21 protein-coding genes and 1 pseudogene are annotated in these 22,317 nt (G+C 64.3%); 9 read left to right on the forward strand and 13 right to left on the reverse strand.

The window, feature by feature from the left end; translation table 11 throughout:
* Nucleotides 1-87: 87 nt before the first annotated feature.
* The 9 genes from IVA91_RS19320 to cysG form a co-directional block, all read right to left on the reverse strand.
* A complete protein-coding gene (locus tag IVA91_RS19320; RefSeq protein WP_247277798.1) occupies nucleotides 88-1,125 on the reverse strand; it encodes a sulfate ABC transporter ATP-binding protein in 1,038 nt (345 codons plus the stop codon).
* On the reverse strand, nucleotides 1,115-2,026 hold the full coding sequence (gene cysW, locus IVA91_RS19325) for a sulfate ABC transporter permease subunit CysW (RefSeq protein ID WP_247277799.1): 912 nt from the start codon (nucleotides 2,024-2,026) through the stop codon (nucleotides 1,115-1,117). The genes IVA91_RS19320 and cysW overlap by 11 nt, the downstream gene beginning before the upstream one ends.
* Nucleotides 2,027-2,035: 9 nt before the next feature.
* A complete protein-coding gene (cysT, locus tag IVA91_RS19330; protein ID WP_346015508.1) occupies nucleotides 2,036-2,872 on the reverse strand; it encodes a sulfate ABC transporter permease subunit CysT in 837 nt (278 codons plus the stop codon).
* A gap of 38 nt (nucleotides 2,873-2,910) precedes the next feature.
* On the reverse strand, nucleotides 2,911-3,900 hold the full coding sequence (locus tag IVA91_RS19335) for a sulfate ABC transporter substrate-binding protein (protein WP_247277800.1): 990 nt from the start codon (nucleotides 3,898-3,900) through the stop codon (nucleotides 2,911-2,913).
* A 124-nt stretch (nucleotides 3,901-4,024) separates the two neighbouring features.
* Nucleotides 4,025-4,750, reverse strand: coding sequence for a phosphoadenylyl-sulfate reductase (locus tag IVA91_RS19340; RefSeq protein WP_247277801.1), 726 nt, complete (start codon nucleotides 4,748-4,750; stop codon nucleotides 4,025-4,027).
* Entirely contained in the window at nucleotides 4,747-5,262 is a 516-nt protein-coding gene (locus tag IVA91_RS19345) for a DUF934 domain-containing protein (RefSeq protein WP_247277802.1), read from the reverse strand. Before IVA91_RS19345 ends, IVA91_RS19340 begins: the two co-directional genes overlap by 4 nt.
* Entirely contained in the window at nucleotides 5,249-6,904 is a 1,656-nt protein-coding gene (locus IVA91_RS19350) for a nitrite/sulfite reductase (protein WP_247277803.1), read from the reverse strand. Before IVA91_RS19350 ends, IVA91_RS19345 begins: the two co-directional genes overlap by 14 nt.
* Before the next feature lie 11 nt (nucleotides 6,905-6,915).
* Nucleotides 6,916-7,233, reverse strand: a complete 318-nt coding sequence (locus IVA91_RS19355) for a DUF2849 domain-containing protein (protein WP_247277804.1) — start codon at nucleotides 7,231-7,233, stop codon at nucleotides 6,916-6,918.
* A complete protein-coding gene (gene cysG, locus IVA91_RS19360; protein WP_247277805.1) occupies nucleotides 7,230-8,666 on the reverse strand; it encodes a siroheme synthase CysG in 1,437 nt (478 codons plus the stop codon). The genes IVA91_RS19355 and cysG overlap by 4 nt, the downstream gene beginning before the upstream one ends.
* A 244-nt stretch (nucleotides 8,667-8,910) precedes the next feature.
* Here cysG and cysD point away from each other — a divergent pair, with 244 nt between their 5' ends.
* From cysD to IVA91_RS19380, 4 genes and pseudogenes are all read left to right on the forward strand, one after another.
* The gene (cysD, locus tag IVA91_RS19365; protein WP_247277935.1) at nucleotides 8,911-9,705 is read left to right on the forward strand and encodes a sulfate adenylyltransferase subunit CysD; all 795 of its coding nucleotides are present in this window, start codon (nucleotides 8,911-8,913) and stop codon (nucleotides 9,703-9,705) included.
* Between the two features lie 22 nt (nucleotides 9,706-9,727).
* On the forward strand, nucleotides 9,728-11,644 hold the full coding sequence (gene cysC, locus IVA91_RS19370) for an adenylyl-sulfate kinase (RefSeq protein WP_247277806.1): 1,917 nt from the start codon (nucleotides 9,728-9,730) through the stop codon (nucleotides 11,642-11,644).
* Between the two features lie 267 nt (nucleotides 11,645-11,911).
* Nucleotides 11,912-14,077, forward strand: coding sequence for a malate synthase G (locus tag IVA91_RS19375; protein ID WP_247277807.1), 2,166 nt, complete (start codon nucleotides 11,912-11,914; stop codon nucleotides 14,075-14,077).
* Nucleotides 14,078-14,171: 94 nt separating this feature from the next.
* A pseudogene (locus tag IVA91_RS19380) lies at nucleotides 14,172-14,371 on the forward strand (CsbD family protein).
* Nucleotides 14,372-14,433: 62 nt separating this feature from the next.
* Here the strand turns inward: IVA91_RS19380 and IVA91_RS19385 are convergent.
* The 3 genes from IVA91_RS19385 to IVA91_RS19395 all read right to left on the reverse strand — a co-directional run bounded on the left by IVA91_RS19385 (nucleotide 14,434) and on the right by IVA91_RS19395 (nucleotide 16,277).
* Nucleotides 14,434-14,589, reverse strand: a complete 156-nt coding sequence (locus IVA91_RS19385) for a Thivi_2564 family membrane protein (RefSeq protein ID WP_008546817.1) — start codon at nucleotides 14,587-14,589, stop codon at nucleotides 14,434-14,436.
* 247 nt (nucleotides 14,590-14,836) lie between these two features.
* Nucleotides 14,837-15,487, reverse strand: a complete 651-nt coding sequence (locus tag IVA91_RS19390) for a DUF2865 domain-containing protein (RefSeq protein WP_247277809.1) — start codon at nucleotides 15,485-15,487, stop codon at nucleotides 14,837-14,839.
* Between the two features lie 16 nt (nucleotides 15,488-15,503).
* Nucleotides 15,504-16,277, reverse strand: a complete 774-nt coding sequence (locus IVA91_RS19395; protein WP_247277810.1) for a L,D-transpeptidase — start codon at nucleotides 16,275-16,277, stop codon at nucleotides 15,504-15,506.
* Between the two features lie 209 nt (nucleotides 16,278-16,486).
* Here IVA91_RS19395 and IVA91_RS19400 point away from each other — a divergent pair, with 209 nt between their 5' ends.
* The 5 genes from IVA91_RS19400 (at nucleotide 16,487) to IVA91_RS19420 (ending at nucleotide 20,630) form a co-directional block, all read left to right on the forward strand.
* The gene (locus IVA91_RS19400; protein ID WP_247277811.1) at nucleotides 16,487-17,599 is read left to right on the forward strand and encodes an AI-2E family transporter; all 1,113 of its coding nucleotides are present in this window, start codon (nucleotides 16,487-16,489) and stop codon (nucleotides 17,597-17,599) included.
* A gap of 79 nt (nucleotides 17,600-17,678) precedes the next feature.
* Nucleotides 17,679-18,050, forward strand: a complete 372-nt coding sequence (locus IVA91_RS19405; RefSeq protein WP_247277812.1) for a DUF883 family protein — start codon at nucleotides 17,679-17,681, stop codon at nucleotides 18,048-18,050.
* 92 nt (nucleotides 18,051-18,142) lie between these two features.
* Nucleotides 18,143-18,598, forward strand: a complete 456-nt coding sequence (locus IVA91_RS19410; protein ID WP_247277813.1) for a hypothetical protein — start codon at nucleotides 18,143-18,145, stop codon at nucleotides 18,596-18,598.
* A gap of 187 nt (nucleotides 18,599-18,785) precedes the next feature.
* The gene (locus IVA91_RS19415; protein WP_247277814.1) at nucleotides 18,786-19,928 is read left to right on the forward strand and encodes an OpgC domain-containing protein; all 1,143 of its coding nucleotides are present in this window, start codon (nucleotides 18,786-18,788) and stop codon (nucleotides 19,926-19,928) included.
* A gap of 90 nt (nucleotides 19,929-20,018) precedes the next feature.
* Nucleotides 20,019-20,630: a TetR/AcrR family transcriptional regulator gene (locus tag IVA91_RS19420; protein WP_247277815.1), complete on the forward strand. Its 612-nt coding sequence runs from the start codon at nucleotides 20,019-20,021 to the stop codon at nucleotides 20,628-20,630.
* Between the two features lie 9 nt (nucleotides 20,631-20,639).
* Here IVA91_RS19420 and IVA91_RS19425 read toward each other — a convergent pair whose 3' ends face one another.
* Nucleotides 20,640-22,289, reverse strand: coding sequence for an HWE histidine kinase domain-containing protein (locus IVA91_RS19425; RefSeq protein WP_247277816.1), 1,650 nt, complete (start codon nucleotides 22,287-22,289; stop codon nucleotides 20,640-20,642).
* Nucleotides 22,290-22,317 lie beyond the last annotated feature (28 nt).

Genomic DNA, 22,317 nt, shown 5'->3' on the forward strand with positions numbered 1-22,317 from the left:
ATCAGGCCCCCAAATGAGGGGCCGTTGTTGCATATCAACCGTGGCTGAAAGGTGAATTTTGAGGAAAATTTGACCCGACGAGGCGGCTCAAGCGCCCGCAAATATGCGGTAGCGGCGCGGCTCCAGCCCAATCGTGTCGCCGGCGCGCAGTTCCTTGTCGCGGGGGGCGTCGATCTCGATGGTCTCGCCACCTGATAGCGCGACCTCGGCGCGCTGCACGGGACCGAAATTGCGGACATGCCGAATCGCGCCCTCGAAGGCGCCGCTGCCGGGCGGGCCCACCAGCATGTCGTGTCGCCGCACGAACAGTTTTGACGCGCCAGGCGCAAGCCCGTCCGCGGCAAGCCGCAGCGGCCGGTCGCCGAGCCTGATCACGCCGCCCTCGACCTGGATCGGCAGCTCGATGGATTCGCCGATGAAGCCGTGGACGAAGGCGGTCGCCGGACTTTCGTAGACGTCGTCGGGCGAGCCGATCTGCTCGATTCTGCCCTTGTCCATCACAACGACGCGGTTGGCGACTTCCAGCGCCTCTTCCTGGTCATGGGTGACGAAGATCGAGGTGACGTTGATCTCATGATGCAGTGAGCGCAGCCATCGGCGCAGCTCTTTGCGCACCTTGGCATCGAGCGCGCCGAAGGGTTCGTCGAGCAACAGGATGCGCGGCTCGATTGCGAGCGCGCGGGCGAGCGCGATGCGCTGGCGCTGACCGCCGGAGAGTTGGCTCGGATAGCGGTCGGCAAGCCAGTCGAGCTGCACGAGATCGAGCAGCTCCTTCACCCGCGTACGGATCGTGGCCTCGTCCTTGCGAACCGCGCGCGGCTGCACGCGCAGGCCGAAGGCGACGTTCTCGAACACCGTCATGTGGCGGAACAGCGCATAGTGCTGGAACACGAAGCCGACATGCCGTTCGCGCGCGCCCTGCGCCAGCGCGTCCTCGCCGTTGAAGGAGACGTCGCCAGCGTCGGGCCAGTCGAGGCCGGCGATGATCCGCAGCAGCGTGGTTTTGCCGGAGCCGGAGGGGCCGAGCAGCGCCAGCAGCTCGCCGTTGTCGACCTTAAGATCCACGCCGTCGAGGGCTTTAAAGCTGCCGAACTTCTTGACGAGATTCTTGACTTCAATGGTCACGGGGCTCGTGTCCTTCGTTCAGGTGACGTTCGAGAACAGTTTTTGCGATCAGCGTGATCAGCGCCAGCATCGCCAGCAGCGAGGCGATCGCAAACGCGGCGACGAACTGGTACTCGTTGTAGAGGATCTCGACCAAGAGCGGCATGGTGTTGGTCTCGCCGCGGATATGTCCGGAGACGACCGAGACAGCGCCGAACTCGCCCATCGCGCGGGCGTTGCAGAGCAGGACGCCGTAGAGCACGCCCCATTTGATGTTGGGCAGCGTGACCCGGAAGAAGGTTTGCAGACCCGAGGCGCCGAGCGAGATCGCGGCCTCCTCCTCCTGCGTGCCCTGCTCCTGCATCAGGGGGATCAGTGCGCGCGCCACGAATGGGAAGGTCACGAAGGTGGTGGCGAGCGCAATGCCGGGCACCGCGAACAGGATCTGGATGTCGTGCTCACGCAGCCAGCTGCCGAAATAGCCCTGCGCGCCGAACAGCAGCACGAAGACGAGGCCCGAGATCACCGGGCTGACGGAGAACGGCAGGTCGATCAGCGTAATCAGAAAGGTCTTGCCCTTGAAATCGAACTTGGCGATGGCCCAGGCGGCGACGAGGCCGAACACGAGATTGAGGCCCACTGAAATCGCGGCGACCAGCAGCGTCAGCCTGATCGCGGCCAGCGCTTCCGGTTCGGCGAGCGCAGTGAGATAGGCGATGACCCCCTTCGAGAGCGCCTGTGCGAACACCACGACCAACGGCAGCACGACGAAGACGGTGAGGAAGGTCATCGCCAGCGCGATGATGGTGATGCGCACCGCCTTTGGCTCGGTGCGAAGGCTGTCGCGCGCGGCAGCCGCATGGGCACGTGCCTTGGCGTCGGGGGCCGGGAGAGAGACCGAATCTGCAATCTGCATCGTCATGGTCGGCCCTTAGCGCTCCGGAATCCGGCTCTGTGCCCAGCGCTGGAGCCGGTTCACAGCGAAGATGATGACGAAGGAGACGACGAGCATGACCACCGCGATCGCAGTCGCATCCGCGTAGCGGAATTCGGAGAGCCGGATCACGATCAAGAGCGGCGCGATCTCGGAGATGTTAGGCAGATTGCCGGCGATGAAGATCACCGAGCCGTATTCGCCCACCGCACGCGCGAAGGCGAGCGCAAGGCCCGTGAGCAGCGCCGGTGCGAGTGACGGCAGGATCACGCGGATGATGGTTTGCCAGCGGCTGGCGCCCAGACTGCCCGCGGCCTCCTCGATCTCGGGGTCGAGATCCTGGAGCACCGGCTGCACCGTGCGCACCACGAAGGGAATGCCGATGAAGATCATGGCGACGAAGATGCCGACCGGCGTGAATGCGACCTTGATGCCGAGCGCCGCGAGCGGGCCACCGAGCCAGCCCTTCTCGGCGAACAGCGCGGTCAACGCGACGCCGGCGACCGCAGTCGGCAGCGCGAAGGGCACGTCGACAATGGCATCGAACAGCCGCCGGCCGGGAAAGCGGTAGCGCACCAGCGCCCAGACGATGATGCTGCCCATGACGAGATTGACGCAGGCGGCCGCAAAGGCGAGGCCGAAGGAGACGCGGAGCGCGTTCAGCGTGCGGCGACTGGAAAGGATATTCCAGAACTGTTCCGGGCTCAGCTCGAGCGACCTCAGGAACAGACCGGCGAGCGGAATCAGGATGATGACGGACAGCCAGGAAAGCGTCAGCCCCATGGTGAGACCGAAGCCCGGCAATGTCCGGCGTCTTGCTGCGAGTGCGCTCACCAGGCCCCCTGCTAAAAGCCTCCTAAGACGGCGCTCGATCAGTTCTTGTAGATCTGATCAAAGACGCCGCCGTCGGCAAAATGTTCCCGCTGCGCCTTGGTCCAGCCGCCAAAGACGTCGTCGATCGTGAACAGCTCGACCTTGGCGAAGGCACTTTCGTACTTCTTGGCGACCTCGGCATCGCGCGGACGGTAGAAATTGCGCGCGGCGATCTCCTGCCCCTCTTTGGTATACCAATACTGGAGATAGGCGTCGGCGGCGTTGCGCGTGCCTTTTTTATCGGCAACTTTGTCGACGATGGTGACCGGCGGCTCGGCGAGGATCGATTGCGGCGGCGCCACGATCTCGAACTTGTTCGCGCCGAACTCCTTCAGCGCGAGAAACGCCTCGTTCTCCCAGGCGAGCAGCACGTCGCCGACGCCACGCTCGACGAACGTGACGGTGGCGCCGCGTGCGCCGGTATCGAGCACCGGCACCTGCTGATAGAGCTTTCCGATGAAGTCCTTGGCCTTGTCGGCCGAGCCGAACTTTTTCTGCGCAAAGCCCCACGCTGCGAGGTAATTCCAGCGCGCGCCCCCTGATGTTTTCGGGTTCGGCGTGATCACGGCGACGCCCGGTTTGATCAAATCGTCCCAGTCCTTGATGCCCTTGGGATTGCCCTTGCGCACCAGGAAGACGATGGTCGAGGTGTAGGGTGATGAATTTTGCGGCAGCCGTTTCTGCCAATCGGCTGTGGTGAGGCCTTTGGCAGCGATCGCGTCGATGTCATAGGCGAGCGCGAGCGTCACCACATCGGCCTGCAATCCGTCGATCACCGCGCGCGCCTGCGAACCGCTGCCGCCATGCGACTGCTTGATCTCGACGCTCCTGCCGGTTTCCTTCTGATAGGTGGCCGCAAACGCCTTGTTGAACTCGACATAGAGCTCACGCGTCGGATCGTATGACACGTTCAGCAGATTGATGTCAGCGGCGAGAGCCGAGCTTGCCCAGAGGAGTCCTGCAGCGAGCGGAACGATACGGCGCATCATGTCCATCTCCATTCACTTCGGCGACGTCGATGTCAGCGAAGGCGTGCAGGCATAACTCGGGTCGAAACGCTCTTAAGTCAACGGAACCGGATTTTCTTGTTCGTGGCGTGGCAGCGTAACCGTGCTACGAAGTCTTCATCGTGTGAATGCCGCATTCTGTCTTGGCCCGGCCGCGCCAGCGGCCGGCGCGTACATCCTCGCCCTCGGCCGTTCTGCTGGTGCAAGGCATACACCCGACCGACAGGAAACCGGAGGCGACGAGAGGGTGACGCGGCAATTTGGCGCGGACGAACATGGCCTCGAGTTCCTCGCGCGAGACATTGGCAAAGGGATTGAACTTCAATCGGGCGCCATCGTTCTCGACGACCGGAATGTCGGCCCTGGCATTGCCCTGGAAACGCTTGCGGCCGTTGAGCCAGGCATCGAACGGCTTCAGCGCACGCGCCAGCGGCTCGACTTTACGGATGCGGCAGCACGCGTCGGGATCGGAGAACCAGAGGTCGCGGTCGGGATCCTCGCGCAACAGCGTCTCCTCGGCGGGCTGGACCGAACGGACGTCCTTCAGGCCCAGCGTCGCGATCAAGGTGTCGCGATAGGCGAGCGTCTCCTCGAACAACCAGCCGGTGTCGAGAAAGATCACCGGGATCGCCGGATCGACGTCCGCCATCACTTTCAGCAGCGTCGCCGATTCCGTACCGAAGGACGATACCAGGGCGAGCTTGTTGCGTCCGACCGCCTTCAGCGCCGCAGCGATGACCTCTGCGGGCGAGGCATCGCGCAAGCTCCGATCGAGCTCGTCCGCCGGGGGCAGCGCAGAGATGGATGAAACCTGAGGCGCGATCGCGTTCACGTGCCGACACCTTCGGAATGGCGCAACTGCATGCGCCGGTGCAGGGCCGTGATGCGGCCGTCGCCGGTCGGCTGGTAGAACACCGAATAGCGCTTGGCGGTCTGCATGAACGCTTCCGCGTCGGCCTGCTTCTTGACCTCGAAGGCATCGAAGCCGGCGCGCAGCATGAACACGAACTGATCGCGCAGCACCTGGCCGGTGGCGCGCAATTCGCCGCGGTAATTGTAGCGCTCGCGCAGCAACCGGGCCTGGCTGTAGGCGCGTCCGTCACGGAAAGTCGGAAACACCAGCGCGACCGTGGCGACCTTGCTGAGATAGGGCACGAGTTCGGCGACGTCGCGATTGTTCGGCCAGATCACGCCGACCTTGCCGGCGCGCTTGAGCAAGCCTTCCGCTTCACCGAGAAAACGTTCGGCCGGCACCAGAATGTCGCCGCTCTCGGGCAGCGGGGTATCGACGGCGAGCTTGGCGAAGCCGTCGTCGACGATCTTTCCGCCGTTAACGAGTGGCATAGACGCGCTCCTTGAAGGGTTCGACGCCGAGGCGTCTCACCGTGTCCATGAACAGCTCTTCGGGCCGTTCGCGCAGCGCCAGATAAGCTTCCACGATGTCCTCGACGACGTCGGCGACCTCGTCGAACTTCACGCCGGGGCCGATCAGGGTGCCGAGCGCTGCGTTCTCGTCGGCGCGGCCGCCGATGGTGATCTGGTAGACCTCCTCTCCATTCTTCTCGACGCCGAGAATGCCGATGTGGCCGACATGGTGATGGCCGCAGGCATTGATGCAGCCGGAGATGTTGATGTGGAGACGGCCGATCAGGTTGGCGAGCTCGTGATTGGCAAACCGGCGCGTCAGCTCCTGCGCGATCGGGATCGAGCGCGCATTCGCCAGCGAGCAATAGTCGAGGCCCGGGCAGGCGATGATGTCGGTGATCAGATTGACGTTGGGCGTCGCAAGCCCGAGCTTGTCGAGCGCCTTCCAGAGCGCCGGCAGGTCGCGCTTGGCAACGTGCGGCAGCGCAAGGTTCTGCTCGTGGCCGACACGGATCTCGCCGAAGGAATATTTGTCGACGAGGTCGGCCAGCGCGTCCATCTGCTCGGCGGTGGCATCACCCGGAGGCCCACCGGTCGGCTTCAGCGAGATCGTGACGATGGAGTAACCCTGCACCTTGTGCGGGGCCACCGAATTCTTGCGCCACGCCTCGAAATCCGGATCGGCCGCGGCCTGGCGCAGCTCGTCAGGCATGTGCGGCAGCTTCTCGTAAGCCGGGTAGGTGAAGCGCGAGCGGATGTCCTCGATCACCTCGTCGTCGATCTGGAGCGAGGGGTTGCGGATGTGCTGCCACTCGTCCTCGACCTCGCGAGAGAACTTTTCGATGCCGAGCTCGTGCACCAGGATCTTGATGCGCGCCTTGTAGATGTTGTCGCGGCGGCCGTACTGGTTGTAGACGCGTAGGATCGCCTCGATGTAGCTGAGGATGTCGCGGCCATGCACGAAGTGCTTGATGGTCTTGGCGATGAACGGCGTGCGGCCGAGGCCACCGCCGACCAGAACCTCGAAGCCGGTCTCGCCCTTCTCGTTCTTGATCAGCCTCAGGCCGATGTCGTGAATCTTGATCGCGGCGCGGTCGTGGTCGGACGCGGTGATCGCGATCTTGAACTTGCGCGGCAGGAACGAGAATTCCGGATGCAGCGTGGTGTGCTGGCGGATCAGCTCCGACCAGATACGGGGATCCTCGATCTCACCGGGCGCGACGCCGGCCCACTGGTCCGAGGTGACGTTGCGCATGTTGTTGCCGGAAGTCTGCATCGCATGGATGCCGACCTTGGCGAGGTCAGCCAGCGCATCCGGCAGCTCGGCGAGCTTGATCCAGTTGAACTGGATGTTCTGCCGCGTGGTGAAATGGCCGTAGCCGCGATCGTATTTGCGCGCGACATGGGCGAGTGCCCGCAGCTGGTTCGTCGCCAGCGTGCCGTAGGGAATCGCGACCCGGAACATGTAGGCGTGCAGTTGCAGGTAGACGCCGTTCTGGAGCCGCAGGATCTTGAACTCGTCCTCAGTGAGCTCGCCGGACAGGCGGCGCTTCACCTGGTCGCGGAACTCCGAGACGCGCTCATTGACGAGCGTGCGATCGATTTCGTCGTAAGCATACATAAGAGAGCGCCTTAAACCTGGGCGGGCTGTCCGATGGTGACGCCGGAGCGGCGGATCTGTTCGCGCAGATTGCCGGGCTGGACCTTGCCGTCCGCACCGACCTGCACGGGCGCGATATAGGGACCGATCGCGCCGACGTCATCGGCAACGGACTCCGCAAGCAACGCCTTCGCCTCGTCGGAGTTGCGTACGATCGCGGCTTCCGAGAGGTCCGCGGACCAGCTCTTGGCGGCGGTGCGGTAAACCACGATGCCATCCCAGGTGCGGTTGGCGGTCACGACCGAGGGGCCAGCGATTTTGATCTTCTTCTGTTCAAGCGGGGAGGTCATTCGGCTGCATCCAGGAGGTCAGAGATGATTTGCTTTGGGGTTTTCTTGGGAGTTTGGCGGCCAAGCGAGCCGGCATGCCGGACCACCTCGCCGATGATGAGAATGGCAGGACCGCCATTGGTCCGCCGCACGAGCTCGGGCAGATCGCGCAGCGTGCCGATCACGCCTTGCGCATCGGGGCGCGTGACGCGGGCGAACACGCCGACCGGAGTTTCCGGCGAACGGCCGGCGGCGAAGAGGCCGGCGCGTATGGCGGGCGCGGCGGTCGCGCCCATGTAGACCACAACAGTCATCTTGGCGTCGGTCAGCGTCGACCAGTCCACGACTTCCGCGTCGCGCGCCTTGTGCGCGGTGAGAAAGGTGATGCGGGTTGCTTCATGACGGTAGGTGAGCGGCACCTCGAAATCGGCGGCACCGCCGAGACCTGCGGTGATACCGGGAATGATCGAATAGGCGACGCCGGCGGCGCGCAGGGCTTCGATCTCTTCGCCGCCACGGCCGAACACGAAGGGATCGCCGCCCTTCAGTCGCACCACGCGCTGACCGGATTGCGCGGCCTCGATCATGCGCTTGTTGATGGCGTCCTGGCCGATGCCGGGCTTGCCGACACGGCGGCCGACGGCAACACGCGTGGTATCGCGGCGGATGCGGTCGAGAACTTCAGGCGAGACCAGCTCGTCGTGGAAGACGATGTCGGCGTCCTGCAGCGCGCGCAGCGCCTTGATGGTGAGAAGATCGGGATCGCCGGGGCCTGCCCCGACCAGCGCGACCGAGCCTTCCGGCTTGTCGGCACGCGCGAAGGCGGCGGGATCGGCGATAGCCTTTAGCGCAGCGTCCGCCTCGGCCTTGCGGCCGGCGAGCACGGCGGCGCCGATCGGCCCGTCAATGACACGCTCCCAGAAGCGGCGGCGCAGCGGAAATTCAGCGATGCGCTCGTTGATGGATTTGCGGAAGCCGCCGATGAATTCGGCGAGCTCGCCGATGCGGGCGGGCAGCAGCGCCTCGATCTTCTCGCGCAGGCGCCGCGCCACCACCGGCGAGGTACCGCCGGTGCCAACCGCGACCACGACATCCCCGCGATCGACGATCGCGGGGAAAATGAAGCTGGAATGTTCGAGATCGTCCATCACGTTGACAGGCAAACCCAGCGCCTTGGCGCGAACCGACATCGCCACACCAACATCACCCGCGCCTGCGCAGACGATCGCGATGATGCCTGAGAGATCGGCAGTAAGCGGATCGCCGGACATGATTTCGACACGCGCTGCCTCCTCGGAGCTGAGGCTCAGATCACGATCGCCGTCGATCGCATGCACGCGGATGCGCGCGCCGGCAGCGGCGAGCACGCGCAGCTTGGCGCGCAAAAGCTCGCCCGCGCCGATGAGGACCACCGGACCGGCCTTGAGATCGAGAAACACCGGCAAGAACCGCATGCGATACTCGCTTCCCCACAAACGGGGTTGACTGGAATTATTTTCTATATATGTCTCGTTTCGAGCGCGCAAAGAGAAATTTTTTTCTTCTCTTCGGCAGTGCGACTATAGAATTTTCGCCTCCAAACGCAAAGTGGCAGAGATGCATCTTCTCAAGGACGATTCCGCTGCTGATCGACTGAGCAATCCGGCGCTGGCCGAGCGCGTGCGCGCGCAAGAATTTTCTGCCGAGCTTGCCCCAAGCATGGATCATCTCGACCAACTCGAGGCGCAGAGCGTCTACATCTTCCGCGAGGCCTTCGCCCGTCTGAAGAAGATCGCCCTGCTGTGGTCGCTCGGCAAGGATTCCAATGTCATGATCTGGCTGGCGCGGAAAGCGTTCTTCGGCAAAATGCCGTTCCCCGCCCTTCATGTCGACACCGGCAAGAAGTTTCCCGAGATGTATCGCTTCCGCGATCACTACGGGAAGGAGTGGGATCTCGATTTGCGCGTCGAGCCCTGCCCGCCGATCGACGCCGTCGACCCGACGCTGCCGCCGGCCGCACGCTCCGCCGCGCGCAAGACCGAAGGCCTCAAGATGGCGCTCGCAAAGTACGGCTTTGACGGCCTGATCGCCGGCATTCGCCGCGACGAGGAGGCGACGCGCGCCAAGGAGCGCGTGTTCTCGCCGCGCGGATTGGAAGGCAATTGGGACGTGCGCGACCAGCCACCGGAGTTCTGGGATCATTTCAATGCCTCGCCGCCGCAAGGCGCGCATTTGCGCATCCACCCGATCCTGCATTGGACCGAGGCCGACATCTGGGCCTACACCAAGCGCGAGAACATCCCGATCATCCCGCTGTATCTCGCCAAGGACGGCAAGCGCTATCGCTCGCTGGGCGATCAGGACATCACCAATCCGGTCGCTTCGACCGCCTCGAGTATCGACGAGATCCTGATCGAGCTCGAACAGACCAAGGTGCCGGAGCGCGCGGGACGCGCGCTCGACCACGAGACCGAGGACGCTTTCGAGCGCCTGCGCGTCGCCGGCTATCTCTGATTCCCAAGGACGCGAGCGTCGCATGAACATGATCGTCACCACGGCTTCGCCGGCCACTCCGAACGGCACCACGCGTCCGCAAGTGCGCATCGTCATCGTCGGCCATGTCGACCACGGCAAGTCGACGCTGGTCGGCCGCCTCCTGCACGAGACCGGCAGCCTGCCCGAGGGCAAGCTCGAAATGCTGAAAGCCGTCAGCGCGCGGCGCGGCATGCCGTTTGAATGGTCGTTTCTGCTCGATGCGCTCCAGACCGAGCGCGATCAGGGCATCACCATCGACACCACGCAGATCCGCTTCCGCACCAATTCGCGCGATATCGTGCTGATCGACGCACCCGGCCACGCCGAATTCCTGCGCAACATGATTACCGGCGCCTCGCAGGCCGACGGCGCGGTGCTGATCATCGACGCGCTCGAAGGCGTGCGCGACCAGACCCGGCGCCACGGCTATCTGCTGCATCTCTTGGGCGTGAAGCAGGTCGCGATCGTCGTCAACAAGATGGACCGCGTCGACTTCTCCGCCGAGCGCTTCAAGGACATCAGCGACGAGATCTCGGCACATCTGAGCGGCCTCGGCGTGACGCCGACGGCGGTGATCCCGATTTCCGCCCGCGACGGCGACGGCGTTGCGATGCGCACCGACCGGATCGGCTGGTACAAGGGCCCGACGGTGGTCGAGGCGCTCGACGGGCTTGAACCGGCGCGGCCGCTGGAAGCGCTGGCGCTGCGCCTGCCGGTGCAGGCGATCTACAAGTTCGATGACCGCCGCATCGTCGCGGGCCGGATCGAATCCGGCACCCTCATTGCGGGCGACGAGATCGTGATCATGCCGGCCGGCAAGATCGCAAAGATCAAGACTGTCGAGAGTTGGCCGGTGACGCCGGTCGCGGGCCGGCAGGGCGCCGGCCGCTCGGTCGGCATCACGCTCGACCGCGAATTGTTCCTCGAGCGCGGCGACATCATCGCGCATGCAGGCAGCGCACCGCGCGAGACGCGGCGGCTGCGCGCGCGCATCTTCTGGCTGCACGACAAGCCGCTCGCCAAGGGCGACCAGCTCCTGGTCCGCTGCGGGCCGAAGGAAAGCCGCGCCACCGTGGTCGCGATCGAAAAGGCGGTCGATCCCGGCGAATTGTCGAGTGTCGAGAACAAGGCGATCGGCCGCAACCACGTCGGCGAGATCGACATTTCGCTTTCGAATCCGATCGCAACGGATCCCTCTACCGAGAATCCGCGCACCGGCCGGCTCGTGATCGAGGTTTCCGGGCGCATCGCCGGCGGCGGCCTAGTGCTGTCGGTCGACGCCGGCCAGCGCGCCATGCCGGTCGACATCGTGCCGGTGGAATCGGCGCTGCGCTCGGACGAGCGCTCCGCGCGCTACCGCCACAACGGCGCCGTGGTCTGGCTCACCGGCCTGCCCGCCTCCGGCAAATCGACCCTGGCGAAAGCGCTGGAGCGGCGCCTGTTCAGCAATGGCGGCTCGCCGGTCCTGCTCGACGGCGACACGCTGCGCGCCGGGCTCAACAGCGATCTCGGCTTCTCCGCCGCTGATCGCAGCGAGAACATCCGCCGCCTTGCGGAAGTCGCCACCCACCTCGCCCGCAACGGCCATATCGCAATCGTCGCGGCGATCTCACCGGCGCGCGAGGATCGCGCCACCGCGCGCCGGATCGCCGACACCGCGTTCCGCGAGATCCATGTCGCAACGCCGGCTGAAGTGTGCGAGGAGCGCGACCCCAAGGGTCACTACAAGAAGGCCCGCGCCGGCACGCTGGCCTCGTTCACCGGCATTGGCAACGACTACGAGGCGCCGCAGGGGGCCGAGCTTGTGATCGATACATCGACGCGGACGGTCGCCGAAGCGGCAGATGCGATCGAAGAGATGCTGAAGACCACCGGCGTGCTGTTCGACGAAGTCGTGGACCTCGCCGCGAATATTTGAATGCTGTCGTCGCCCGGCTCGACCGGGCGACCCAGCCTTCCAGAGACAGCGCTGGATACGGAGAAGCCGCGGCGTTCCCCGCTTTCGCGGGGAATGACAGCGGTGCGCTGAGCCCAACTCACCTTGACATTTGACAAAGGCCCGGGGGTCTTCTCACGGCCTTGATTTTGGGGCTAATAGGCCCCCGAAAGCTGCCCCTATGGGCGCATTTTGCTGCTGACGGGTGAAAAGCAGCCAAAAACAGCCATTTCCAACAGAAAGCCCATCATGAAACGCGTCGATGCCCACGGATTGAAGATCGCTCCCGTCCTGTTCGATTTCATCGCCAAGGAAGCGGCCCCGAAAACAGGGATCGCGCCGGATGCGTTCTGGGCCGGGCTTGCCGGCATCATCAAGGAGCTGGGGCCGAAAAACCGGTCGTTGCTCGCGTTCCGCGACACGTTGCAGGCCAAGATCGACGACTGGCACCGGGCCAACAAGGGCAAGGCGTTCGACCTCAATGCCTATACCGCCTTCCTGAAGGAGATCGGCTATCTCGTTCCAGAGCCGGCGACGCAGAAGGTCGAGACCGCCAATGTCGACGAGGAGATCGGCAAGATCTGCGGTCCGCAGCTCGTCGTGCCGCTCACCAATGCGCGCTATGCGCTGAACGCTGCGAATGCGCGCTGGGGCTCGCTCTATGATGCCTTCTATGGCACCGACGCGATTCCGCATGATCCGTCCGAGAGCGGCAAAGGCTACAACAAGGCGCGCGGCGACAAGGTGATCGCCAAGGCCAAGGCGTTCCTCGATACCGCCGTGCCGCTCGCGACCGGCAGCCACACCGACGTCACGGCCTATAGCGTCGTCGCGGGCCAGCTCGCGGTGAAACTGAAGAGCGGCAACGCCACCGCGCTGAAGAACGCGGCGCAGTTCGCAGGCTTCCAGGGCGATGCGGCCGCACCGTCCGCCGTGCTGCTCGTCAACAACGGCCTGCACGTCGAGGTCAAGATCGACCGCAGCAGCGCGATCGGGAAAGACGATCCGGCCGGCGTCGCCGACATGATCATGGAGGCCGCGGTCTCCACCATCCTCGACATGGAGGACTCCGTCGCCGCGGTCGACGCCGAGGACAAGGTGCTGGTCTACCGCAACACGCTCGGCCTGATGAACGGCACGCTGTCGGCCGATTTCGAGAAGGGCGGCAAGACGCTGACGCGCTCGCTCAACGCGGACCGCAGCTACAGGACGCCCGATGGCAAGGGCGAGCTCAAGCTGCACGGCCGCAGCCTGCTCCTGATGCGCAATTGCGGTCACCACATGTTCACCGACGCGGTGCTGGACGAGAAGGGCGAGGAGATTCCGGAGGGCCTGCTCGATGCCGCCGTATCGGGCCTGCTCGCCATTCACGACCTCAAGGGCAATTCCAAGGTCAGGAACAGCCGCACCGGCTCGGCCTATATCGTCAAGCCGAAGATGCACGGCCCCGACGAGGTGTCGCTGACCTGCGAGATTTTCGACCGTGTCGAGAAGATGCTGGGCCTGCCCGAGAACACGCTCAAGGTCGGCATCATGGACGAGGAGCGGCGCACCACCGTCAACCTCAAGGCCTGCATCCAGCGCGCGTCCAAGCGCATCATGTTCATCAACACCGGCTTCCTCGATCGTACCGGCGACGAGATCCACACCTCCATGGAAGCGGGCCCGATGATCCGCAAGAACGAGATGAAGGCGCAGGCCTGGATCAAGGCTTATGAGGACTGGAACGTCGACATGGGCCTGATCGACGGCCTGCCCGGACATGCCCAGATCGGCAAGGGCATGTGGGCCGCGCCCGACAAGATGGCGGACATGCTGGCGCAGAAGCTTAGCCACCCGCAGGCCGGGGCCACCACCGCCTGGGTGCCCTCGCCGACGGCGGCGACGCTGCACGCGCTGCACTATCACCAAGTCAACGTCATCGCGCGCCAAGAGGAACTGGCCAAGGGCGGCCCGCGCGCAAAACTGTCGGACATCCTCACCATCCCGGTGTCGAAGTCGAACTGGGCGCCTGACGACGTCAAGCAGGAGATCGACAACAATTGCCAAGGTATTTTGGGCTATGTGGTGCGCTGGATCGACCAGGGCGTCGGCTGCTCGAAGGTGCCCGACATCCACGATGTCGGCCTGATGGAAGACCGCGCCACTTTACGCATTTCCAGCCAGCATCTCGCCAATTGGCTGCACCAGGGCGTCATCACCGAAGCGCAGGTGATGGAATCCTTGAAGCGCATGGCCGTCGTCGTCGACAAGCAGAACGCAGGCGATCCGATCTACAAGCCGATGGCGCCCGCCTTCGACGGCGTCGCCTTCAAGGCAGCCTGCGACCTCATCTTCAAGGGCCGCGAGCAGCCGAACGGTTACACCGAGTACATCCTCACCGCGCGCCGCCGCGAGGCGAAGGCAGCGGGTTAAATAGCTCGGTTCGAAGGGCGAAACCGTCCCGGCGCGCAGCGGAACGGCTGCGCGCTGCTTGCGTTGTAGGGCCATCAACGCGATGGAGATGGTCATGGACTGGAATCGCATCGAAGGAAACTGGAAGCAGTTCAAGGGATCGGCCAAGGAGAAATGGGGCAAGCTCACTGACGACGACCTCAGCTCGATCGAGGGACGCCGCGAGCAGCTCGAGGGCCGGCTCCAGGAACGCTATGGCAAGGCCAAGGACCAAGTTCGTCAGACGTCGACGACTGGCTCAAGTCGCTGCATTGAGGCAGCACGAAAGAAGCCCCGGCCCAAGCCGGGGCTTTTTTGTTGGAATATTCGGAGGCCCGCTAAAACACCGCAAGATATTTCAAGAGCGACACGATACCGATGATGATGACGATCACGCGCGCGATCTGTTTGGCGCGACCGTCCATCGGAAGCATGTTGATGAGATAAAGGACGAGAATAACGACGAGAAAGGTGACGAGTACGCCGACCAGCATCGTGAGGACCCCCCTTCAGGCAAATTTCCAATGAGGACTTAACGCCAGTCTCTCGCTCTGGTTCCATTGCCGCAACCCACTGCAAATTCTAAGGGATTACGTAGCTCTACAATCGGGTCGCGGCCCGAGGTTTCACCTTTCGCTCTCAGATATCTGTGCGCTCGCGCCGAGCGACGTGCGATTGCCGATGCCACCGCTCGACGGCGGAGATTGAGGCGCCAGCGGCGCCGCTCACTCAACGGCTCCCCTACTCCTTCGCCACCACCGGCACCTGACGGAATCTGGCGCGCACCGATTCCGGCAGTGGCGAGAAATTCATCGCGACGCCGCGGCGGTCGTTGGCATTGCGGTTGGCAACCACGAGACCGTTGGCCCCGGCGACGATGTCGCCCTTGCGCAAGGTGGGATCATCCTCGATCTTGACCTGGGCGAGGCCAGCCGGATCCTTGCCGTTGCAAGTGCAGCCCACGACGATCTCGTTGCGGTAACGGAAGGCGTTCGGCAGATCGGAATAGGACTTTCCGTTCTCCGTCGTGGCCTCGTCGATATTGCTGCCGTAGACCAGCGAGGTTTCGGACGCCGGGCAGAAGCTCTTGCAGGACTTCGCCTTGCTTTCGGCATCCGTTCCTTGCGCCGGAAAATAGCGGCCGTCGCATCCGCGCACGCAATAGGCGGTGCCGCCGCCATAGGCGGCTCGCTGGCGCGGCACGTCGTATCGCGGCATGTCATCGTTCGGGAACGGCGTCCGGATCTGCGGAGGCCGCGCGCCGAACGCACCGAACAACGCCGAGAAAAAGTCCTCCGCATGCGCCGGCGGCGTCAGTGCGAGGCCGAGAGAGATGATTGTGAACACGGCCGCCGCACCGCCAGTCAGCTTGCCAATCGAGCATTTACACATCTGACCTCGCTCAATCCTAATTCAGGGCCGACGTCGTGATGTTCAGCGCCTGTCGCCCCGAAGGCAACGCGGTCACCGCAGGACGCTTGCGCACGGAATCGCCGCCGCCTTTCGCCATCAGAGGCGCGTTCTTCGGCAGCACCACGACCTTGGCGCCGACACTGACGCGGTTAAAGAGATCGATGACGTCCTCGTTGGTCATGCGGATGCAGCCGGACGAGACGAACTTGCCGATGGTGCTGGGATCGTTGGTGCCGTGGATGCGGTATTCGCTCGAGCCGAGATACATCGCGCGGGCTCCGAGCGGGTTACCCGGACCGCCCGCGACGAAACGCGGGAGATAGGGCTGGCGCGCGATCATTTCGGCCGGCGGATGCCAGTCCGGCCACTCCGCCTTACGGCTGACGCTCTGCACGCCCGACCAGGTAAAGCCTTCGCGGCCGACGCCAACGCCATAACGAATGGCGCGGCCATTGCCGAGCACGTAGTAGAGATAGGTGTTGTTGGTATCGATGACGATGGTGCCGGCCGGCTCGCTCCTGTCGAAGCTGACGATCTGCCTGCGCAGCCGGTCGGGCAGCTGGGCATCTTCGTCGGCGGCTTGCGGCGCCTCGCTTCCATAGCCCTGTGAATAGCTCTGATCCTGCGGATACGACTGCGGCCGGATCGGCGCAAAGCCGAGGGTTTGCGCACTCGCGCTGCCAAAGGGCACGGTGAACAGAACGGTCGCGAAGGCAAACGCAGTGACGGCACGCGGCGAGAAGCGGCGGACGAGAGAGAAGCTTGTCATGTGCTGCCCCATTGGATGTGTGCATCCGGGTGATGCGCCAGCCAAGCAACGCCATCGGACCGATCTAAGTTCCGGCGCGGAGCGCGGCCGCGACGTCACAGTCAAGCGAGCGTTTCTTCACGAAGGCGCGATGGAACTGCTACCGCGATCGCGCGTTCTCATCCCGTAAATGGGCGCGCGGATCGCGGTTTCCGTGCGGGAGAGATATTGTGCGCGTCCTTCCCAGCGAACGTCTGCTTCCCGGCAAAAGCGAAGGTGAACCGCTTCCCGACAGCCATAGCGAGCTGCCGCCGGTCATCCGCCGCACCGAGTTCGTCGCTTTCGCGCTCGCAGGCCTGCTGCTGATTGCGGTCGTCACCGTACTCTATGTCGGAAGAGCGTTCTTCCTGCCCGTGGTAATGGCCTTCGTGATCGGCACCATGCTGTCGCCGGCGGCGAGCTTCCTGGAGCGATGCAAGGTGCCACGCGCGCTCGCCGCCGTCCTGATCGTGGTCGCTGGGACCGCGGTGGTTGCCTTCGCCCTGGCGCTGATCGCCTCACCGATTATGGAGTGGAGCACGCGCCTGCCGGAGCTCGGCGCGCAATTGAGGGACAAGCTGCACGTGTTCGACCGGCCGCTGGCGCTGTGGCGCGAGCTGCAAGGCATGGTCGGCGGCTCGGAGGCGTTCCCGAGCTTCCAGATGCCGAAGGTCGAGTGGGTGCAACCGACGCTGGAATTCCTGTCACCGACCTTTACTGAATTTCTGCTGTTCTTCGTCACCCTCATTCTGTTCATCGCAAGCTGGCGCGACCTGCGCCGGGCCATGATCATGACCTTCAGCGATCACGACGCGCGGCTGCGCACGCTGCGTATTCTCAACGAGATCGAGGTCCATCTCGGCAACTACCTGCTGACCGTCACTCTTATCAATGTCGGCGTCGGCGTCGCCACCGGCCTGATCTGCGCGCTCACCGGCATGCCCAATCCAGCCGGGCTCGGCGCGCTGGCGGCAACGCTCAATTTCATCCCGATCATCGGGCCAGTCGCGATGTTCGCCGTGCTGGTCGTCGTTGGGCTGGTCGCCTTCCCGACGATCAGCGGTGCCCTCATGGCGGCGCTCGCCTTCGGCGGCCTCACCTTCCTGGAAGGGCACTTCATCACGCCGACCATCATCGGCCGGCGGCTGGCCCTGAACGCGCTTGCGGTCCTGCTCGCGCTCGCGTTCTGGACCTGGATGTGGGGCCCGATGGGCGCGTTCCTGTCGTCGCCGCTCCTGATTGTCGGCCTGATCCTCAAGGAGCATCTGTTGCCGGCGGATTCGCCGCAGCTGCCGCAGGCCTGAGGCGGTTTCCGCAAACGGAACTTCCCCGACGACGAAACGTTCTCCGGCTATCTCAGCCGTCAACAGTTTGGAGCTCCCGATGTCCACGACCAATGCCGAAGCCGGGATGAAAGACTGGACCGACAACGCCACCAGAGAACGCCTCGAGAAGGATGTAGCAGCCGTGAAAAGCGATATCGCCGCCCTCACTGAACAAATCACCGACGCGCTCAATACCTTCGCCAATTCCAGCAGCAAGCAGGCTCGCCGCGGCTATCGCCAGGCGCGCGAGAACGTGGATTCCGCGATGGACGACATGTCCGAGCGCGGCAGCGCGATGATGGAGGCTGCGCAAGACGCCTACGGCTCGATCGAGGAGACGCTGGAAGAGGCCATCACGCAGCGGCCGCTCGCGACCGTCGGGCTCGCCCTCGGCATCGGCTTCCTGATCGGCGTCGCCTGGCGCCGGTAGGTTTGCGGAATGGATCTTGAGACGGCGACGCTGCCGCGCCGCCGATGCCGGCGTGTGGCGGCTCGGCTTGTGGGGATTTGAGGAGCAAGGCCATGTTTCAGCGCATCATCGACGGGATCAGTGCATCCACCGGGACCACTGTGCGACTGACCTCCCTTGCCGCAGGCGCGGCATTCGCGCTCTTCATCACCACGTGCTTCCTCTGCGCCGCGGCCTTCATCTTGGTGCTGGAGAAATATGGTCCGGTGCAAGCCTGCCTCGCGGGTGCCGGCGTTTTCTTTCTGCTTACCTTGGCCGCAGCAGTGAGCTATTGGGCCTATAAGCGGCAGTTGCGCAAGCAAGCCCAGATCGCGGCCGAGCGTGCCGCGAAGTCGGCGGCGCAGAGCATGCTCGCGGACCCCATGCTGCTCGCCACGGGACTCCAGATCGTCCGCGCCATCGGAATCAAGCGGCTGTTGCCGATCTTGGCGATCGGTGGCGTCGCACTCGGAATCATGGCGAGCCGCGCTGGCGTTCCCGACGAGGCATCGGCCGAACCCGCCGAGTGACGACGAGCGTGGGTTAGAAAATTTCGCCGCAACTGCTGCCAGCTGATCTGGCGGAGTTCGGCAGGAAGGCGCAGCGCAATTTTGCGCCATCCGGCACGGATGTCCCCCGCCATCACGCAAACGCTACTCGGATGGGCAGGCGGTTGCCGCTAAAAGCGGCGCCCCTGATTCCAAAAGTCTTTTCGCAATGAAACCGTCCGTCAAGGCGAACCTCGCCGCATTCCAACCCGACGCCAGGCTGTATTTGACACTCGGCATCGCCAATTGGTCGGTTTTCGTCGACCACATCCCGAACAACGTCGTCAACCTGCTGACGCTGCGAAATTTCGGCTTCAGCGGCGCCGCGGATTTGTTCGTGTTCGTGGTGGGCTATGGCGTCGCCATCATCCACGGCCGGATGGCGCTGGAGCGCGGCTACGTCGTCGCGGCGACGCGCATCTTTCGACGTGTCTGGCGGCTCTACGCCGCCTACGTCGTCCTGTTCGTCATCTATATCGACACCATCGCCTATGTCGCCTCGCAATCGATGGCACCGGAATTCATCCACGAATACAACATCTCGGGGATTCTCGAGCACCCGCTGCGCATCCTGATCCGCGGCCTCGTGCTCCAGGAGGAGCCGCTGAACCTCGACCTCCTGCAATTGATGATCCCGCTGATGGCCTTCTTTCCGCTTGTGCTGTGGGGCCTGTTGCGGCGGCCGAATGTGACGCTCGCGGCATCGGTTGCGCTGTACCTTGCCGCACGCTGGTTCGATTGGAATTTCCGGGTGTACCCGGATCAGGAGTGGACCTTCAATCCGCTCTGCTGGCAGATGCTGATGGTGCTGGGCGGCTGGTTCGCCGTGACAGGCGCACCCGGACGGACGTTGCGCAGCATGCCCTGGTTGCGGATCCTCGCCGGGACCTATCTCGTTTTGGCGATGGCCGTCACCTTGATGCGCCACTCACCGGCGCTCTCCGCTTATCTGCCGAACTTGCTCCTCGACGGCATCGCACCGACGGAAAAGGAAAACCTTGCGCCTTATCGCGTGCTTCACTTCCTCGCGTTCGCCTTCGTCGCGACCCATCTCATTCCGGCCGGTCATCCCGGCCTGCAATTGAAGCCGCTTCAGGCGGTCATCAGATGCGGCGAGGAATGGCTCGCCGTGTTCTGCGTCGGCGTCTTCCTGTCCTTTGCCGGTCATCTGATCCTGATCACGGGGCCCAATCTGGTGGGGATGCAGGTCGTGGTGAGCCTCGCCGGCTTCGCCGCGATGACCGCGGTCGCCTATTACATCGCCTGGTCGAAGTGGCAGGACCTGCCCGCCGCCCTGCGGCAGCAGGCCTAGTGGGGAGCCCATTTCGATTCTCCTAGGTTCGCCGCCGAGGCTGCGCTATGCGAATCGAGCGCAGGTTGCGCGAGGAGACCGGGCCAGATCATGGCGAGAAACGAGGGTGAAGGATCTGACGGCGCGCCGCCCCGGCGCGGCCGGCCGCGGTCGATCGAGACCGCCAACGCCATTCTCGAAAGCGCGTATGCGCTGATGGCTGCGACCGGCCTTGCCGCCACCACCATCGACGCAGTCGCGCGCAACTCCGACGTGTCCAAGATGACGATCTACAAATGGTGGCCATCCCGGGAGGCGCTTTTGATCGACGCCTTTCTCCACCACGCCGCACAGATGCTGCCGCTGCCCCCGGAAAGCTCCGGCACGCCTGCGGCGCGTGCACGCCGCCACGCCGCGGCCTATGCCGAGGCACTCCAGGGCGAGTTCGGCAAGGTGCAGCTTGCCGTGATCTCCGAATGCATTTCGAAGACCGGCTCCGCCGAGCTGTTCTACGCCCGCTATCTGCAATTCCGCCGCGACGCGCTGCTGGAGATGATCGCAGCAGGCCAGAAGGACGGCAGCATCCTGGCCCAGGGGCTGCCTGAGGATCTCTACGACGCGATCTACGGCGGCCTGTTCTACCGCTACGTCTTTGGCATCGCGCCGGTCACGCCGGCCTACGCGCGCAATCTGGTCGACCTGGTGTTGCGGCCGAAGGACTGAAGTGCCGCTCTACCGCACCGGCTGCGAAAACTTCTCGGTACGATCGCGCTCGGACATGTCGACCACCGTCTCCATCGGCGCCGTCAGCTCGTAGACGTAGGAGACGTCGGTGAAGTAGCGCTTGGCGGTGCCGCCGAGCGCCTCGGGCGCCACGCGGTCGAGCAGGATCAGGCCGAAATCGGAATCGGGACGGCGCGTCGCCTCGCTGGTGTTGAACTCCTCCCAGCGGAAATTGAAAATCTCGTCGGGCTCCTCGCCGGTCACCGTCCAATTGGCGGTGATGTGCGGATGCTTTCCGACCAGCGACAGGCCTTCGTCGGAATGCGAGGCGAGCTCGAAGAACAGCAGAGACAGGCTCTGCGCCGCGCGCGCGCTGACAGCGATATCGGGACCGGTGACGGCGATGCGTTCGGCATGCGGGATGGCGCGCGCTTCGAACAGGCCCTTCAGCTTGACACCCTGCCATTGGCTCTCGCTGAGCAGCGAGACCACGTTCGACATGGCGTGGATGCGGCCGATCAGGAGCTCGCGCGCGACGTCGATGTCCGAGCCGTGGCGCAGCGTGCGCGTCACGATCGACTGGATCACCGCCAGGATGTTCTTGACCCGGTGATTGAGCTCGTCGATGACAGCGGTCAGCCGGCGCTCGAAGCCAATCCGCACCTGGATTTCCCGGCTGAGCCGCAGGTTGTTGTAGGCGACATAGCCGAACAGGCCACATACCATCGCGGTGATCGCAAAGCCGATCGCCGCCACGATGATGGCAGTCTGCTCGGCGCGACGCGCCGAATTGGTCTTCGCGTAGTAGGCGAGCTGCCAGTCACGGCCACCGAAGCTCACCGTGCGCATGGCCGACGGGGCCAGCCCGTCCGCCGCCGTCGCGCGCGTGGAGACCACGCCCTGGTCGTTGGCGACGAGCTCGCCGCCGTCCTTGCGCGGATCCCTGAGCGCGACCGAGAACAACGACATGTCGTCATTGGTCAGCATCAGCGAGGCAAGCTCGTAGGAAAATGTGACGAACCCGGCCGGCTCCGTTGCCCCCTCGGGAATGACGGGCGCGGCCACGATGACGCCGATCGGCCCGTCGCCGCTGAGCAGCGGAATCGGATCCGAGGCAACCGACCGCTTCTCGGCGCGCGCACGCGTCAGCATGGCGCTGGAAACCGGATCCTGATCGTAGCTGCGGCCGGGCAGCGTCTTGGTCTCGTTGCTGCGCGGCTCGAGATCCATCAGCACGTCGATCGGCTGAGTAACGTCGGCGGGATTGATCGGCTTGTCGTCAAACGTGCGGATCCGCGGATTGGGGAAGCCGGCGCCGGCAATGGCAGCCTGCGCTGCCGCAAGCTCGTTCGGCTTCAGCCGGGCGATCCAGCCGGCCACCACGAAATCGGTCTTGAAGGCGTAGATGGCCGAGCGCAGCGGCTCCAGCATGTTCGGCTTGATCACGGATGGCGCACGGAACAAGCCGGAAGCGACACGCGCGAGCAACTCCCGCTCGGTGAGGCGGTCCTGGACCAGGCTTGCGTGAACGTCGATCGCACGCGCGAGCGCGATCCGGTCCAGCGCCAGCTCCTGATCGTGAACGCGATAGGCCGCAAGCCCGGAGAGCAGGGCTCCGAGCAAAGCGATGAAGCCGATGATGAAACCCAGCCGGACCACTTCGACTACTCAGGCGAAAGCAAGAGGT

Source organism: Bradyrhizobium sp. 153, from assembly GCF_023073835.1.
Classification (GTDB): Bacteria; Pseudomonadota; Alphaproteobacteria; order Rhizobiales; family Xanthobacteraceae; genus Bradyrhizobium.

Excerpts from the sequence above, each read along its gene's own strand:
- cysW (WP_247277799.1), bottom strand. The coding sequence starts at position 2,026 with ATGACGATGCAGATTGCAGATTCGGTCTCTCTCCCGGCCCCCGACGCC.
- IVA91_RS19335 (WP_247277800.1), bottom strand. The coding sequence starts at position 3,900 with ATGATGCGCCGTATCGTTCCGCTCGCTGCAGGACTCCTCTGGGCAAGC.
- IVA91_RS19345 (WP_247277802.1), bottom strand. The coding sequence starts at position 5,262 with ATGCCACTCGTTAACGGCGGAAAGATCGTCGACGACGGCTTCGCCAAG.
- IVA91_RS19350 (WP_247277803.1), bottom strand. The coding sequence starts at position 6,904 with ATGTATGCTTACGACGAAATCGATCGCACGCTCGTCAATGAGCGCGTC.
- IVA91_RS19355 (WP_247277804.1), bottom strand. The coding sequence starts at position 7,233 with ATGACCTCCCCGCTTGAACAGAAGAAGATCAAAATCGCTGGCCCCTCG.
- cysG (WP_247277805.1), bottom strand. The coding sequence starts at position 8,666 with ATGCGGTTCTTGCCGGTGTTTCTCGATCTCAAGGCCGGTCCGGTGGTC.
- cysD (WP_247277935.1), top strand. The coding sequence starts at position 8,911 with ATGGATCATCTCGACCAACTCGAGGCGCAGAGCGTCTACATCTTCCGC.
- cysC (WP_247277806.1), top strand. The coding sequence starts at position 9,728 with ATGAACATGATCGTCACCACGGCTTCGCCGGCCACTCCGAACGGCACC.
- IVA91_RS19375 (WP_247277807.1), top strand. The coding sequence starts at position 11,912 with ATGAAACGCGTCGATGCCCACGGATTGAAGATCGCTCCCGTCCTGTTC.
- IVA91_RS19385 (WP_008546817.1), bottom strand. The coding sequence starts at position 14,589 with ATGCTGGTCGGCGTACTCGTCACCTTTCTCGTCGTTATTCTCGTCCTT.
- IVA91_RS19390 (WP_247277809.1), bottom strand. The coding sequence starts at position 15,487 with ATGTGTAAATGCTCGATTGGCAAGCTGACTGGCGGTGCGGCGGCCGTG.
- IVA91_RS19395 (WP_247277810.1), bottom strand. The coding sequence starts at position 16,277 with ATGACAAGCTTCTCTCTCGTCCGCCGCTTCTCGCCGCGTGCCGTCACT.
- IVA91_RS19405 (WP_247277812.1), top strand. The coding sequence starts at position 17,679 with ATGTCCACGACCAATGCCGAAGCCGGGATGAAAGACTGGACCGACAAC.
- IVA91_RS19410 (WP_247277813.1), top strand. The coding sequence starts at position 18,143 with ATGTTTCAGCGCATCATCGACGGGATCAGTGCATCCACCGGGACCACT.
- IVA91_RS19415 (WP_247277814.1), top strand. The coding sequence starts at position 18,786 with ATGAAACCGTCCGTCAAGGCGAACCTCGCCGCATTCCAACCCGACGCC.
- IVA91_RS19420 (WP_247277815.1), top strand. The coding sequence starts at position 20,019 with ATGGCGAGAAACGAGGGTGAAGGATCTGACGGCGCGCCGCCCCGGCGC.